The sequence below is a fragment of the Streptomyces sp. NPDC002809 genome, from assembly GCF_040295435.1.
Taxonomy (GTDB): Bacteria; Actinomycetota; Actinomycetes; order Streptomycetales; family Streptomycetaceae; genus Streptomyces.
Genome location: NZ_JBEOVJ010000063.1, coordinates 36,050 through 50,487 on the forward strand (window position 1 = coordinate 36,050; position 14,438 = coordinate 50,487).

At 72.8% G+C, this 14,438-nt stretch carries 12 protein-coding genes; 3 read left to right on the forward strand and 9 right to left on the reverse strand.

Translation table 11 applies throughout. The features are described 5' to 3' along the window. Nucleotides 1-72: 72 nt before the first annotated feature. The 9 genes from ABT025_RS28950 to rimP all read right to left on the reverse strand — a co-directional run bounded on the left by ABT025_RS28950 (nucleotide 73) and on the right by rimP (nucleotide 12,113). Nucleotides 73-1,026: a bifunctional riboflavin kinase/FAD synthetase gene (locus ABT025_RS28950; protein WP_351000679.1), complete on the reverse strand. Its 954-nt coding sequence runs from the start codon at nucleotides 1,024-1,026 to the stop codon at nucleotides 73-75. A 43-nt stretch (nucleotides 1,027-1,069) separates the two neighbouring features. Further along, complete coding sequence (locus tag ABT025_RS28955; protein ID WP_351000681.1) at nucleotides 1,070-4,777, reverse strand: trypsin-like peptidase domain-containing protein; 3,708 nt, start codon at nucleotides 4,775-4,777, stop codon at nucleotides 1,070-1,072. A gap of 263 nt (nucleotides 4,778-5,040) precedes the next feature. Beyond that, complete coding sequence (truB, locus tag ABT025_RS28960; RefSeq protein WP_351000684.1) at nucleotides 5,041-5,937, reverse strand: tRNA pseudouridine(55) synthase TruB; 897 nt, start codon at nucleotides 5,935-5,937, stop codon at nucleotides 5,041-5,043. Beyond that, nucleotides 5,934-6,383, reverse strand: a complete 450-nt coding sequence (gene rbfA, locus ABT025_RS28965; protein ID WP_351000687.1) for a 30S ribosome-binding factor RbfA — start codon at nucleotides 6,381-6,383, stop codon at nucleotides 5,934-5,936. Before rbfA ends, truB begins: the two co-directional genes overlap by 4 nt. A gap of 24 nt (nucleotides 6,384-6,407) precedes the next feature. After that, nucleotides 6,408-6,704, reverse strand: coding sequence for a DUF503 domain-containing protein (locus ABT025_RS28970; RefSeq protein ID WP_136329549.1), 297 nt, complete (start codon nucleotides 6,702-6,704; stop codon nucleotides 6,408-6,410). Between the two features lie 137 nt (nucleotides 6,705-6,841). Further along, nucleotides 6,842-9,985 (reverse strand): translation initiation factor IF-2, encoded by a 3,144-nt coding sequence (gene infB / locus ABT025_RS28975; RefSeq protein ID WP_351000690.1) that lies wholly within the window; start codon nucleotides 9,983-9,985, stop codon nucleotides 6,842-6,844. Between the two features lie 148 nt (nucleotides 9,986-10,133). Further along, nucleotides 10,134-10,412 carry a YlxR family protein gene (locus ABT025_RS28980; RefSeq protein ID WP_351000693.1) on the reverse strand — a complete coding sequence of 93 codons (279 nt, stop codon included), beginning with the start codon at nucleotides 10,410-10,412 and terminating at the stop codon, nucleotides 10,134-10,136. 160 nt (nucleotides 10,413-10,572) lie between these two features. After that, on the reverse strand, nucleotides 10,573-11,613 hold the full coding sequence (nusA, locus tag ABT025_RS28985) for a transcription termination factor NusA (RefSeq protein WP_351000695.1): 1,041 nt from the start codon (nucleotides 11,611-11,613) through the stop codon (nucleotides 10,573-10,575). Between the two features lie 2 nt (nucleotides 11,614-11,615). Next, nucleotides 11,616-12,113 (reverse strand): ribosome maturation factor RimP, encoded by a 498-nt coding sequence (gene rimP / locus ABT025_RS28990; protein WP_351000698.1) that lies wholly within the window; start codon nucleotides 12,111-12,113, stop codon nucleotides 11,616-11,618. A 177-nt stretch (nucleotides 12,114-12,290) separates the two neighbouring features. Between rimP and ABT025_RS28995 the strand changes: the two genes are divergently transcribed. The 3 genes from ABT025_RS28995 to ABT025_RS29005 are packed head-to-tail and all read left to right on the forward strand — an operon-like array spanning nucleotide 12,291 to nucleotide 14,296. Then, entirely contained in the window at nucleotides 12,291-12,818 is a 528-nt protein-coding gene (locus tag ABT025_RS28995; protein WP_351000701.1) for a hypothetical protein, read from the forward strand. Next, nucleotides 12,815-13,333, forward strand: a complete 519-nt coding sequence (locus tag ABT025_RS29000) for a ferritin-like domain-containing protein (protein WP_351000704.1) — start codon at nucleotides 12,815-12,817, stop codon at nucleotides 13,331-13,333. The genes ABT025_RS28995 and ABT025_RS29000 overlap by 4 nt, the downstream gene beginning before the upstream one ends. A 27-nt stretch (nucleotides 13,334-13,360) precedes the next feature. Then, entirely contained in the window at nucleotides 13,361-14,296 is a 936-nt protein-coding gene (locus ABT025_RS29005) for an aminoglycoside phosphotransferase family protein (RefSeq protein WP_351000706.1), read from the forward strand. Nucleotides 14,297-14,438: the final 142 nt, after the last annotated feature.

Below are 14,438 nucleotides of genomic sequence, written 5' to 3' on the forward strand. Positions count from 1 at the left end.
CGCATTCTGCTACGGCTCCGGCCGGGACCGCGTGGCGGTCCCGGCCGGAGCCGTAGGGGACGGGATGAGTCCTCAGCCCTTGTCGTACGCGGCGATCAGCTCGCTGCACCGCTTCACATCGGCGGCCATCGCCACGAGCAGATCGTCGATCGAGTCGAACTTCAGCATGCCCCGTACGTAGGCGAGGAAGTCCACGGCGACGTGCAGGCCGTACAGGTCGAGGCCCACGCGGTCGATCGCGTACGCCTCCACCGTCCGTTCGGTGCCGTCGAACTGCGGGTTGGTGCCGACCGAGATCGCGGCGGGCATCGCCTCACCGTTCACATGCAGCCAGCCCGCGTAGACGCCGTCGGCCGGGATCGCGGTGTGCGGCAGGGTCTCCACGTTCGCCGTGGGAAAGCCGAGTTCACGGCCGCGCTGCGCCCCGCGGACGACGATGCCCTCGACGCGGTGCGGACGGCCCAGGATCTCCGCCGCACCGGCCACGTCCCCCTCGGCGACCAGGCGCCGGGTGAGGGTCGAGGAGAACGGCTCGCCGCCCCCGGCCTCGCCGCGCACCCGAAGGTCGATGACCTCGACGCGGTAGTCGTAGGTGTCGCCGAGCTCGGTGAGCAACTGCACGTTCCCGGCGGCCTTGTGACCGAACCGGAAGTTGGGACCCTCGATGACCAGCTGCGCGTGCAGCTTGTCGACGAGCACCTTCACGATGAAGTCGGCCGGAGCGAGCTTCGAGAACTCGGTGGTGAACGGCAGGATCAGCACCGCGTCCACGCCGAGCTCGGCCATCAGTTCGGCACGGCGGTGGTGCGGGGCGAGCAGCGGCGGATGGCTGCCGGGCCGGACGACCTCGCTGGGGTGCGGGTCGAACGTCACGACGACCGACGGCACCCCCAGCTCGCGGGCCCGCTCGACGGCCCGGCCGATGATCAGCTGGTGTCCGCGGTGCACCCCGTCATAGGAACCGATGGTGACGACGCTGCGTCCCCAGTCCTGGGGGATGTCCTCCAAGCCACGCCAGCGCTGCACTCTGACCGCTCCTCGCCCGAACCTGTGTACGTGGGTTTGTCTCTTACGCAGGTCTAAGACTGCCATGCTCACGCCCTGCGGCCTGCATCGGCATGGTCATCGGGGCACCGAGTGCCTCCACCGTGCGCCGCGCACTGGGCCCGATGACCGCCGCCCACTCCTGCGGGGCGTCGGCCAGCCACCCGATGACCAGGGCGCCGAACCCGGGCACCTCACGGGCGAGCGCGACCAGCAGCCGGTCGAACAGACCGGCCCCTTCGGTGGTGCGGACCAGCAGCATCCCGGTGCGGTGCACCAGGGCCCGGGTGCGGGCCGGTGACCGCCTCGCGCAGCCGGCAGCGGCGGCCCGCAGCAGCGCTTCCAGCACGATCGGGTCGCGGTACGCGCCGCCCTGCTCGAAGTCGAGCAGCACCTCGAGCAAGGTGTCCCGCAGTTGCTGGGACGCGGGGCTGCCGGGCGAGGCGAGCACCCCCGCGAGTGCGCCGCGGACCGGCGCCGGCGCGGGTCGGTCCCGTAACAGTCCGGTCAGCAGGGGAAGCAGCAGAGCCCGTGCGGCCGGCCCGTGCTCCAGCCTGCGGTCGAGGTACGCGGCGGTGTGCGAAGTGTCCCCGGGGTGGCTGTCGACGAAGGCGCGCACCAGCCCGGCGGTGTGCAGGGCGAGCGCCGGGGCGTCGAGCCCGGCGAGCGCCCGGAGCACCTCGCCGGCACCGTCTCCTGGCCGCACGAGCCGCCCCCGGTACGCGGACAGCACCGGCTCCGGATGCGTGGGCAGCGCGACGGCGAGCGCGGCGGCGGACACCTTCGGCCCGTCCGCGGCGAAGGCCCGGAGTGCTTGCGGCAGATAGCGGTCCCGGGTCTGCGGATCGGCCACGAGAAGAGCGAGCACGGAGCCGTGCACATCGCTGTCGGCGGGGCGGGCCAGCAGGGCGAGCGCGGCGCGGCGCAGCAGGGCGCGGTCCGCCTCACGGGACAGATGCGGGGCGACGAGCGCCCCGTACGAGGCGGCCGCCATCCGTCGGACGCGGCAGTCGTCGTCGCGCGACCACCGCTCGACGGCCCGGCAGAGCGCGGCCGGTTCGTCCTCGGCCAGCGCGGCGAGCAGCTCGTCCGCCCGGGGATGGCCCGAGGACACGAGCGCGTCGGTCAGATCGTCCACGGCGAGGTCGCGGCGGGCGTAGAGGAGCGCCTGCGCGGCCGCCGCCACGGTGGGCCGCAGGGCCACTCCCTCCTCGGCGGCGAGCGGTCGGTCGTCGGTGAACCAGGTGCACAGGAGCGGCTGGAGCGTACGCGGATGGGCGGCGAGCCGCCGGGCCACGGCGTCCAGGAACCGCCCACCGCCGTCGGCGTCGGCGCGCGGTGGCCCGTCGGCGGGGACGAGCCGCCGGAACAGATCCGTCCGGTCCGCCTCGGGCAGCCGCAGCCGCCGCCAGAACCACGGCCCGAACTCGGCGTACGCACCCCGCGCACCGGCCCCGCCGCCATCGGCCGAGCTCCGGACGATGCGCCCGGCGAGCAGCCGGAGCACCCCGAGGTGCGGCCTCGCGTCGGGGACCCGCAGCAGCGTCTCGGACAGCAGGTGCACGGCCCACCAGCGCGCGTCGGGAAAGGGCACGCCACTGTCCGGTGCGGCATCCGTGGCGTCCGCGGCTTGTGCAGCCTCTGTAGCCCCTGCCGCCTGTGCGGCCGCGGCGGCCGCGGCGGCCTCCCCCGCCGAGAGCCGGTCCAGCGCCTCGATCAGATCGGCGAGCCGGTGGGCCAGCGCGGCCGGGCCCTGGCGGCGGCCCAGAAGGAGGAGCGCCTGGATCACCGGCCCGATCCGGTGGCGCGGGACAGGAAGGGTGTGAGGCCGCTCCGGTGCGGGTGCCGCCTCCGGCACGGCCTGCCCGCCCGGCCGACGGGGCTGCGGCACCCGGTCCCCTTCCCCTGTCGCCGCTCCCGCCACCGCATCCGCGTGCCACCGGTGCACCAGCGCCCGCAGGGCCGCTTCCAGATCCAGGTGCGCCCCCTGCACCCAGTCGCCCAGCTCCTCGTGCGCGAACCGGTATCCCGCTCCCGCCGGCACCAGCAGGCCCTCGGCCAGCACCGCCGACGCCCAGCCCGTGCGCCACGGGAAGACCTCCTCGAACGCGGCCCGGTCCAGCTCCCCCTGCCCCGGCCCCAGACAGCGCCTGGCCGCCTCGTGGACCTGGCCCGCCACCCGCGCGGCCAGCCGTCGCACCACCGTGCCGTGCGGCGCGGGGCGCCACTGGGCGGCGATCCGGACGGCGATGCGCAGGCACATGAGGTCCAGGTGGGCGCCGAAGACCTCTTCCGTGTCGGGACGCCCGGGGACGTCCGCCGGGAGGGCCTCGCGTACCTCCGCGAGCAGCCGCAGCGTGAGCGGGTGCCGGTCGTGACCGGCGGCGATGCCGTCGGGCGGCAGCCCGTACCCCGTCCGGGCCCGCTCGGCCTGGTCCACCGTCAGGTCCCCGATGCGGACGGCCGACGGGAGCCGCCTGGCGGGACGGGCCGGGCGGTGCAGCGCGCCGGGCGGGCAGAGCGCTCCCGCGGTCTCCCAGTGCTCGGGCCGGCAGGCGACGACGAGCCGCGTCCCGTGCTCCCGCAGCCAGTCGACCGTCCCGCAGGTCCACCCGGCCAGCCGGTGTGCCAGGACGGGCGGCATCTCCTCGGGGCCGTCGAGCAGGACGAGCAGCGGGCTGCCGGCGTCCGCGGCCAGCCGGGCCACCCGCTCGGGAGTGGCGGTCGCCATGTCACCGGCCGCTCCGGCGGCGGTGACGATGCGCCCGGCCTGCCGCAGGGTGCGGGCGATCGCGTCGGCCACGGAGGTGTCGTCGGCCAGCAGATCGGCTCCGCGCAGCCACAGCGTGAGCGCGGGTACCTCGCCCCGGGCCCGTCGTGCGGCGAGCGCGGCGAGTTCGGTGGTGCGGCCGGTGCCGGGCGCTCCGACCAGGCCGAGGACCACCGCGGGACGGTCCCCGTCCACCGTCCGGTCGGCCCTCGTGAAGGCGTTGAACTCCGTGAGGGCTTCGGGCCGTTCCACCGGATCGGGCCAGGCACCCGGGCCGCCCGCGGAGCCGACCGACATGGCGGTGAGCTGGAGCGCCCCCGCCGCGTTCAGATCGATTCCGTATCCGGGTACCACCATCGCGTTGCGCCGCAGCAGCGCTGCCAGCGCGCCGTCCCGGTCCGATCCGGCGAGCGGCACCGCACATCCGGCGGCGGCGTGACCGGCGCGCAGGGCGGTGCCCAGGACGGCGATCACGGCGCCGCTGTCCGGGTCGAGCACGGGCCCGCCGACGGCCGCGCCGCCGAGCCGGAGGGCATCGCTGCCGTCCGTGCCGAGGGCCAGTTCCAGCGCCCGGCCGATCGTGTGGGTGCGGCCGCCCGCGGTGTACGTCACGGGGGTCGCGCCGAGGACGCGTGCCTCACGCCAGCCGTGCGCGGCGATCGCCACGTAGGTACCGGCGTCGATCCGCTCCCGCTGGACGATCGGCAGGGGCGGCGCTCCGAGTACGTCCGGTCCACCGGTGGGCAGGAGCGCGAGGTCCAGCTCCGGCAGTGCGGTGATGTCGTGGGCCTCGACGCGGCAGCTGCGGCCGTCCTGGCCGTGCAGAAGAAGGTGCGGGAGGCCGTCGACCGCTTCGTGGCTGGTCACGACCGTGCCCCGGTCGTCCGCGACGAACCCCGTCCCCCGCGGCCGGCCCGCCGGATCGCACAGTCGTACCAGCGTCGCCCGGTCCCCGCATCCCATGATCCGACGTTAGGACGGCGATGATCGGCACGAGAGGCGAACAGGGTAAAAGCGCCCCGTTTGCACCCTCGATTCACTCCGAGCGCCTGCCCGTTGGGGTGAATCAGGGACGTTCGCCGGACAGACTCCGGTGGGGGGCGTGGAGCGGGCACAGAGGCCCTGCCCGCTCCACGATCAGGGCCTTCCGTCCGGATCACGCAGGGCTCGCGGGGCCGTGCACGATCCGGACGGAAGGCCCTGGGTCACGGAAGGGGCTCCGGAGGTCAGGCGAAGACGGCGAGGCTCCTGGCCTTGCCCTTCTGCTCCTCGACGAGTACCAGGAACCGCCCGTCGGGCCCGAAGACCGCGACCGGCCCCGGCGGATACGCGGGCATGTCGAGCCGCACGCCGTTGAGCAGCAGCTTGGCGCGCTTGTCGTCGACGTCCCACCGAGGGAACGCCGAGTCGGCGGCCTCGGCCACCGGCATCACGACCAGCTCCTCCTGGTGCTGGTCGATCGTCCGCGCGGCGTCGATACCGTACGGACCGACACGGGTGCGCCGCAGAGCGGTCAGATGCCCGCCCACGCCGAGCCCGGCGCCGAGGTCCCGGGCGATGGCCCGGATGTACGTACCCGACGAGCAGACCACCGAGACGACCAGGTCGACCACCGGGGTGCCGTCCTCGGCGACGGCCTCACGGACGTCGTAGACGCGGAAGGACGAGATGGTCACCGGCCGGGCCGGGATCTCGAACTCCTCGCCGCCACGCACCCGTGCGTAGGACCGCTTGCCGTCGATCTTGATGGCACTGACCTTGGACGGCACCTGCATGATGGCGCCGGTCAGGGCGGCGACGCCCGCGTCGATGCCCTCGCGCGTCACACCGGAGGCGTCGGTGGACGAGGTGATCTCGCCCTCCGCGTCGTCGGTGACGGTGTCCTGGCCGAGCCGGATCGTACCGAGGTACTCCTTCTCGGTCAGTGCGAGATGGCCGAGGAGCTTGGTGGCCTTCTCGACGCCGAGCACGAGCACGCCGGTCGCCATCGGGTCCAGCGTGCCGGCGTGTCCGACGCGGCGGGTCCGGGCGATACCGCGCATCTTGGCGACGACGTCGTGCGAAGTGAAGCCGGACGGCTTGTCGACGATGACAAGGCCGTCCGGCGTTTTGTTCTGCGTCATGCGGAAGGTGAGTCCTCGTCCTCGTCCTCCGGCTTGCGGTACGGGTCCGCTTCGCCCGCGTACGTGGCGCCCGAGGACGCCTCGCGCACCTTGGCGTCCGAGGCCCGTGCCCGGTCGAGGAGGTCCTCGATCGCCTTGGCGTTCTCGGGCAGCGCGTCCGCCATGAAGGTGAGGGTGGGGGTGAACTTCGTCCCCGCCGCCGCACCGACCGCCGAGCGCAGGATGCCCTTGGCGCTCTCCAGCCCGGCCGCCGCGCTCGCGCGCTCCTCGTCGTCGCCGTAGACCGTGTAGAAGACCGTGGCCTCCCGCAGGTCACCGGTGACGCGGGTGTCCGTGATGGTCACGTGCGTACCCAGGCGCGGGTCCTTGATTCCACGCTGCAGTTTCTCGGCGACCACCTCCTGGATGAGGTCCGCCAGCTTCTTAGCCCGCGCGTTGTCGGCCACTGGTCCGTCTCCTTCTCGCCTTGCTCAATCGTCTTCGTCGCTGTGCAGCCGCCGCCGTACGGACAGCAGCTCCACTTCCGGCCGGCCCGCGACCAATCGCTCGCACCGGTCGAGTACGTCTGTGAGGTGCCCGGTTTCCCCGGAGACCACGGCGAGGCCGATCTCGGCCCTGCGATGGAGGTCCTGACCGCCCGTCTCCGCCACGCTCACCGCGTACTTGCGCTGGAGCTCGGCAACGATCGGACGGACTATGGAGCGCTTCTCCTTCAGCGACCGTACGTCGCCGAGAAGCAGATCGAAGGACAGTGTCCCCACATACATGTGTGTCCGGATATCCCGCCGGTTCGGGTTCGCGCCCTGCCGGTGATTGGCAGGGACACAAGAACCGTACACGGAACGGCCGGGGCCGATCGACGGAAATACGTCCCGTCGACCGGCCCCGACTGTTGAGGTACGGGTCAGCCTCGCGGCTTCTCGCGCATCTCGTACGTCGCGATGACGTCGTCGATCTTGATGTCGTTGAAGTTTCCGAGGTTGATACCGCCCTCGAAGCCTTCGCGGATCTCGGTGACGTCGTCCTTGAAGCGGCGCAGACCGGAGATGTTGAGGCTCTCCGCGATGACCTTGCCATCGCGCAGCAGGCGCGCCTTGGTGTTGCGCTTGACCTCGCCGGACCGGACCAGCACACCGGCGATGTTGCCCAGCTTGGACGAGCGGAAGATCTCGCGGATCTCCGCCGTACCGAGCTCGACCTCTTCGTACTCCGGCTTGAGCATGCCCTTGAGGGCCGCTTCGATCTCTTCGATCGCCTGGTAGATGACCGAGTAGTACCGGACGTCCACACCTTCGCGGTCGGCCATCTGCGCGGCACGCCCTGCGGCGCGCACGTTGAAGCCGATCACGATGGCGTCGGAGCCGGTCGCCAGGTCGATGTCCGACTCGGTGACCGCACCCACACCGCGGTGCAGGACCCGGATGTCGACCTCTTCACCGACGTCGAGCTGGAGCAGCGAGGACTCGAGAGCCTCCACCGAACCGGACGCGTCGCCCTTGATGATGAGGTTGAGCTCCTGGACCAGACCGGCCTTGAGCGCCTCGTCCAGGTTCTCCAGGGAGAACCGGACACCCTTGCGGGCGAAGTTGGCGTTGCGCTCACGAGCGGCACGCTTCTCGGCGATCTGACGGGCCGTACGGTCCTCGTCGACGACCAGGAAGTTGTCGCCGGCACCCGGGACATTGGTGAGACCCAGCACGAGGACGGGGGTCGAGGGACCCGCTTCCTCGACGTTCTCGCCCTTGTCGTCGAGCATCGCGCGGACTCGGCCGTACGCGTCGCCGACCACCATCGTGTCGCCGACCCGCAGCGTGCCTCGCTGGACCAGGACGGTCGCAACGGCACCACGGCCGCGGTCGAGGTGGGACTCGATCGCAATACCCTGCGCGTCCTGCTCCGGGTTGGCCCGCAGGTCGAGCGAGGCGTCGGCGGTGAGGACGACGGCTTCCAGAAGCGCCTCGATGTTGAGGCCCTGCTTGGCCGAGATGTCGACGAACATCGTGTCGCCGCCGTACTCCTCGGCCACCAGACCGAACTCGGTGAGCTGACCGCGCACCTTGGTCGGGTCCGCACCCTCGACGTCGATCTTGTTGACCGCGACCACGATCGGCACGTCGGCCGCCTTGGCGTGGTTCAGCGCCTCGATCGTCTGGGGCATCACACCGTCGTTCGCCGCCACCACGAGGATCGCGATGTCGGTGGACTTCGCACCACGTGCACGCATGGCGGTGAACGCCTCGTGACCCGGGGTGTCGATGAAGGTGATCCTGCGGTCCTCGCCGTTGACCTCGGCGCCGACCTGGTACGCACCGATGTGCTGCGTGATGCCGCCGGCCTCGCCCGCAACGACGTTCGTCTTGCGGATCGCGTCCAGCAGTCGGGTCTTACCGTGGTCGACGTGACCCATGACGGTCACGACCGGCGGACGGGAGACCAGGGCCTCTTCGCCGCCCTCGTCCTCGCCGAACTCGATGTCGAAGGACTCGAGCAGCTCGCGGTCCTCCTCCTCCGGGCTGACGATCTCCAGGACGAAGTTCATCTCGTCCGCGAGGAGCTTCAGCGTCTCGTCGGAGACGGACTGCGTGGCAGTGACCATCTCGCCGAGGTTCATCATCACGCCGACGAGCGACGCCGGGTTGGCGTTGATCTTCTCGGCGAAATCGGTGAGGGAGGCACCGCGCGACAGCCGGACGGCCTGTCCGTTGCCACGGGGCAGCATGACGCCGCCCACCGACGGGGCCTGCATGGCCTCGTACTCCTGGCGCCTCTGCCGCTTCGACTTGCGACCACGACGCGCGGGACCGCCGGGACGGCCGAAGGCGCCCTGTGTGCCACCACGGCCACCGGGGCCGCCGGGACGGCCACCGAATCCGGGACGACCGCCGAAGCCGCCGCCACCACCGGGACGGCCTGCGCCGCCACCGCCACCGCCGCCACCGGGACGACCGGCGAAGCCGCCGCCACCGCCACCGGGACCGGCCGGACGGCCTGCGAAGCCGCCGCCGCCACCGGGACGGCCTGCGCCGCCACCGCCGCCGGGACGACCGCCGCCGCCGGCACCGGGACCACGGCCACCGCCGGGGCCGCCACCGGGACGCGGGCCTGCAGCGGGACGCTGCGGCATCATGCCCGGGTTCGGACGGTTACCGCCGGCGCCGGGGGCGCCGCCGGGACGAGGGGACTGCGGGCGCGGCATGCCGCCGGGAGACGGACGTGCGCCGCCCTGGCCCTGACCCTGCGGGCGCGGGGCGCCGCCGGGGCCGCCCTGCGGACGCGGGGCGCCGGGGCGCTCCTGGCCGCCACCGGGACGCGGGGCGCCACCGGGACGGGGCGACTGCGGACGGGCCATGCCCGTCGAGCCACCGGAGGTGAAGGGGTTGTTGCCCGGACGGGGACCCGCCGGACGTGCGCCGCCGGGGCGCGGGGCGCCCTGGCCTGCGGGGCGGGCGGGGCGCTCGGCGCCACGCTCTCCACCGCGGCCGCCGTCACGCTGACCACCTTCGCGGCCACCGTCACGCTGACCGCCGGCCGGAGCCGGACGGGCGGGGCGGGGACCCGGGGTGGCACCCGCGGGACGCGGGGCCTGCTGCTGCTGCGGCGCTGCCGGCTGGGCCGGGGCCGGAGCCGAGAACTCGGCTGCGGGCACCGGGGTGACCGGGGCGGCCTTCGGCGCGGGCTTGGGGCCCGGACGCGGGCCCGCCGACGGCGCGGAAGGTGCAGCGGGGGTGGTGCTCGCCGGGGCCTCGGCGGCGGCCGGCTTGGGAGCCGGTGCGCCGGGCTTCGGGGCACCAGGACGTGCCGCAGCGGCCGGGGAGGGCGCTGCGGGCTTCACGGGCGCGGCCTTGCGGGGCGCGCCGGGCTTCGCAGCGGACTTGCCGGCGTTGCCGCCGGGCCCCTGCAGTGCGTCAGTCAACTTGCGTACAACCGGCGCCTCGATCGTCGAGGACGCCGAACGTACGAATTCACCGAGTTCTTGGAGCTTGGCCATGACGACCTTGCTCTCAACCCCGAACTCCTTGGCGAGTTCGTATACCCGGACCTTAGCCACTTCGCTCCTTTTAGGTCCGGGTTACCGCCGGACCGTCGCTACTTCATGGGCGTACTCATCGCGTACTCATCGAGTGCTCATCGCAATCTCGACCTACTTCCAACTCGCGAGGTACCTGACCGCACGGGGACCCGTGCCGTTCAATTTCTTACGGTGTCACCCGCTCGACGAACCGCTGCACCGCAGCGGGGTCGAACGGCCCCTTGGCCTTGAAGGCCCGGGGGAATGCCCGGCGGCGAACCGCCAGGTCCAGACAGTCGGAGACGGGGTGTACATATGCACCCCGGCCGGGCAGCGTACCGCGAGGATCAGGGACGCATGCGTCCCCGTCCACCACGATGCGCAGCAGCTCGCTCTTGGTCGCTCGCTCCCGGCATCCCACACAGGTTCGTTCGGGGCAAGCGCGGGCGTGCGTCCGGCCAGACACGTTTAAGTCTACCTCCCCGTACCGACCTCACCCGTTTGGGGCAAAAATCGAACGGATGTTGTCGTGATCTCAGCGGCGCGCCGACGAGATCTATTCCTTGTCACCCCGTCGGACCCCGGTCAGGACCGGGGTCCGACGGGGTCTTCGGGGTCGTCGTCGGTCAGCGCCGCTCGGAGCGCTCCCGGGCCCGCTCGGCCCGCTCACGGTCCGCGACGTCGCGCTCGGCATCGGTCTCGGTGTCCGGGCGGATGTCGATGCGCCAGCCCGTCAGACGCGCGGCCAGACGGGCGTTCTGCCCCTCCTTGCCGATCGCCAGCGAGAGCTGGTAGTCCGGCACGGTGACCCGGGCGGAACGGGCGCCGAGGTCAACGACCTCGACCTCGCTCACCCGCGCGGGCGACAGTGCGTTGGCGACCATCTCGGCCGGATCGTCCGACCAGTCCACGATGTCGATCTTCTCGCCGTGCAGCTCGGCCATGACATTGCGCACACGCCCGCCCATCGGGCCGATGCAGGCGCCCTTGGCGTTGAGGCCCGAGCGGGTGGAGCGGACGGCGATCTTGGAGCGGTGGCCGGCCTCGCGGGCGATCGCGCAGATCTCGACGGAACCGTCGGCGATCTCCGGGACCTCCAGCGCGAAGAGCTTCTTCACCAGGTTGGGGTGGGTCCGCGACAGCGTCACGGACGGGCCGCGGACACCCTTGGCCACACGTACGACATAGGTGCGCAGCCGCAGGCCGTGGGTGTACTCCTCACCGGGCACCTGCTCCTGGACCGGCAGGATGGCTTCCAGCTTGCCGATGTCGACCAGGACGTTCTTCGGGTCCTTGCCCTGCTGGACGACGCCGGTCACGACATCGCCCTCGTGGCCCGCGTACTCGCCGAACGTCCGGTCGTCCTCCGCGTCGCGCAGCCGCTGCAGGATGACCTGCTTGGCGGTGGTCGCGGCGATCCGGCCGAAGCCCGACGGGGTGTCGTCGAACTCCTTGGCCTCCTGGCCCTCTTCGAGGTCGGCCGGGTCCTCCTTGGCCCACACGGTCACATGGCCGCGCTCGTCCAGCTCGACACGCGCCTTGCGGTGGCTGCCGTCCGTGCGGTGGTACGCAATGAGGAGGGCCGACTCGATCGCCTCGACGAGCACGTCGAACGGGATCTCCTTGTCCTGCGCCAAGCCCTTCAGAAGCTTCACATCGATGTCCACGGCTACGCCTCCTCTTCCTTCTTGTCCTTGCGGTTGAATTCCAGCTCCACGCGCGCCTTGGCGATCTCGGCGAAGGCGATCCTGCGGGACGTGGGCTTGCGGCCCTTGACGCCCGGCACTTCAAGATCCAGACCCTCTTCGTCGACCGCGAGGATGCGGGCCACCAGCTCGCCGCCCTCGCTCAGGGTCAGCCTGGCCAGGCGGCCCGTGGCACGTACGTAGTGGCGGTGCTCCGTCAGCGGGCGGTCGGCACCGGGAGAGCTGACCTCCAGGACGTACTCTTCCTCGCCCATCGCGTCGGTCTCGTCGAGCTTCTCGGAGATCGCGCGGCTCAGATCCGCACAGGCGTCGAGCTCCACGCCCTCCTCGGAGTCCACGATGATCCGCAGCACCCGGCGACGGCCGGCCCGGGACACTTCGATCTCTTCCAGATCCAGCTGCTCGGCGCTGACGAGCGGTTCGACCAGCCCGCGCAGCCTCTCGCTCTGGGTGGTGCTCATCCGGGTGACTCCTCGGCCGCGTGTGCTGTTGTGGGGATCGTCGTGTGTCTGGTCAAAGGGTATCCGGTCCCAGGGGGTGTTGCTGTCCGCCGGCCCCCGGGGCGCGGGTACGCTCGCCCACGGTGATCACTTCCGGACAGATCCAGTCAAGACAGGTCCAGGCCCGAAGGAGAACAAGTGCGGCGCACGGGGACGACGCGCAGGGGAGCCCTGACCGCGACGGGAGCGATCGCCATGGGGGCGGTGCTGGCCGGCTGCGGCAGCGGCGATGACGAGAGCGCCGGACGCAAGGGTTCCGCACGGGCCGACGCGCGGACCGCGGCCGCCCGGTCGTCGGCCGAGACGTCGCTCCGGACCCAGGCCCGCAGCGTGAGCACGTCACTGTTCGCCCAGTACGAGCACGTGGTCCGGGCCCATCCGGCGACCGCGGCCGGGCTCACCCCCCTGCGGGACGCCGTCCGCGCCCACATCACGGCCCTGGGACCCGGCGACGCGCTCGGCCTCGTCCGGACCCGGCCCGGCACCGGTGACGCCGCGGCCGCGGTCAGGGAACTGGCCGCCGCGGAACGCCGTGCCGCGGCCTCCCACACCCAGGCGCTGATGAAGGCCCCGCCGGAGCTCGCCCGGCTGCTCGCGTCGGTCGCCGCGGCGGCCTCGGCCCACGCCTATCTGCTGACCGAACTGGCCAAGGAGACGAAGGCATGAGCGACGAGAGCGACGACGGGGTCCTGGAGGCCGCGCAGGCCGCGCTGGCCGCCGAACACGCGACCGTGTACGGATACGGCGTGGCGGGCGCCCGGGTCGCCGCGGACCGCCGCACCGAAGCAACCGCCGCGTACAACGCCCACCGGGCCAGGCGCGACGCGCTGGTGCGGACGGTGCGCGACCTGGGCGGCGAGCCGGTGGCCGCGGGTCCGGCGTACGCTCTGCCCTTCGCGGTACCGGACGCCGCCTCGGCCGTGCGCCTCGCCGCCGTGCTGGAGGACCGGGTCGCGGACGTCTACTCCGACCTCGTGCGGGCCTGTGAGGGGCCGTTGCGGCGGTCGGCGGCGGACGCCCTGCGGGAGGCAGCGGTGCGCGCGGTCCGCTGGCGCGGCAGCGGCGTACCCTTTCCCGGGCTCGCCGAGCGGGCCGCGGACGGGTCCCGCACCGACGGGACCGCTGACAGCGACGAGGTGACGGCAGGCCGGTCCGAGGCCCAGGCCGGCACGGCGCACTGAGGAACTCTGAAAGGGAACACGGCACGTATGGGTTTTGAACCGCCGCAGCGTCTGGTGCGAGCGCTCGGCGAGTCGTACGGGGATACGGCCGCCGGGGACTGGCTCGCACGGCTTCCCGGCCTGACCGAGCAGGCGCTGGCCGCGACCGGGCGGGAAGCGACCGTGGAACGGGTCGCCGCCCCGGGCGGACGCAGCAGCCTGGTCCTGCTGGTACGCGGGGCCGACGGCACCCGGGCAGCGCTGAAGCTCGCCCCGGCGGGGGCGGCGCCTGAGCTCGAAAGGGCGGCGCTGGCGCACTGGAACGGCTGGGGCGCGGTGAAGCTGATCGCTCCCCCGGACGAGGTGCCCGCCACGGATGCCGCGGAGGGTGCCCTGCTGCTGGAGCGGCTGCATCCCGAGGTGTCGCTGCGCTCGCTCCCGGAGGCGAAGGCGCTGCTGGAGGCGGCCGGGACGGTGCGGCGGCTCTGGGTCGAACCTCCCGCCGGGCACGCCTTCGAGACCGTCGCCGGGCGGACCGGGCTCCGGATCGATGGAATGCGGGCCTCCGCGGCGGCCGATCCCGCCCTGGAGCCCCTGGTCTCTGCGGCCCTGGCGGCGCGCGCGGAGCTGGTCGCCCACTCCCCCGAGGACGATCTGCTGCTGCACGGCAACTTCCGGCAGAGCAAGGTGCTGTCGGGCGAACGCGCACCCTGGCTGACCGTCGGCCCCGAGCCGGTGGTCGGGGAGCGGGCCTACGATCTGGCGCGGCTGGTGCGGGACCGGGTCGAGGACCTGATCGCCTCACCCAGTGGTGCGGTCACCGCCCGGCGGAGGATCAAGAAGCTCGCGGACGCGCTGGACGTGGACCGTGAGCGGCTGCACGGCTGGACGCTGTTCCGTGCGGTCGAGTCGGGCACCCGCGCGCTGGCGGCCGGGCGCCGCCAGGAAGGCGAAGTGACGCTGGAGTTCGCGGGCTGGCTGTAGCGCCCGTACGCCGGAGGGCGCCGCACGGATGTCCGTGCGGCGCCCCCCCGGCGAGGGCGGGGGGGGGGTCATCCCAGCTACGGGTCTCGGGCGGCACCCGAGCGGACCGGGAGCGCCACCCGCACGGCCCGGCGGCGGGGGC

What these genes read in the sequence shown, in the direction of transcription:
- ABT025_RS28970 (WP_136329549.1), bottom strand. Translation starts at nt 6,704, where the DNA reads ATGTATGTGGGGACACTGTCCTTCGATCTGCTTCTCGGCGACGTACGG.
- rimP (WP_351000698.1), bottom strand. Translation starts at nt 12,113, where the DNA reads ATGAGCACCACCCAGAGCGAGAGGCTGCGCGGGCTGGTCGAACCGCTC.
- ABT025_RS28955 (WP_351000681.1), bottom strand. Translation starts at nt 4,777, where the DNA reads ATGGGATGCGGGGACCGGGCGACGCTGGTACGACTGTGCGATCCGGCG.
- ABT025_RS29005 (WP_351000706.1), top strand. Translation starts at nt 13,361, where the DNA reads ATGGGTTTTGAACCGCCGCAGCGTCTGGTGCGAGCGCTCGGCGAGTCG.
- ABT025_RS29000 (WP_351000704.1), top strand. Translation starts at nt 12,815, where the DNA reads ATGAGCGACGAGAGCGACGACGGGGTCCTGGAGGCCGCGCAGGCCGCG.
- truB (WP_351000684.1), bottom strand. Translation starts at nt 5,937, where the DNA reads ATGACGCAGAACAAAACGCCGGACGGCCTTGTCATCGTCGACAAGCCG.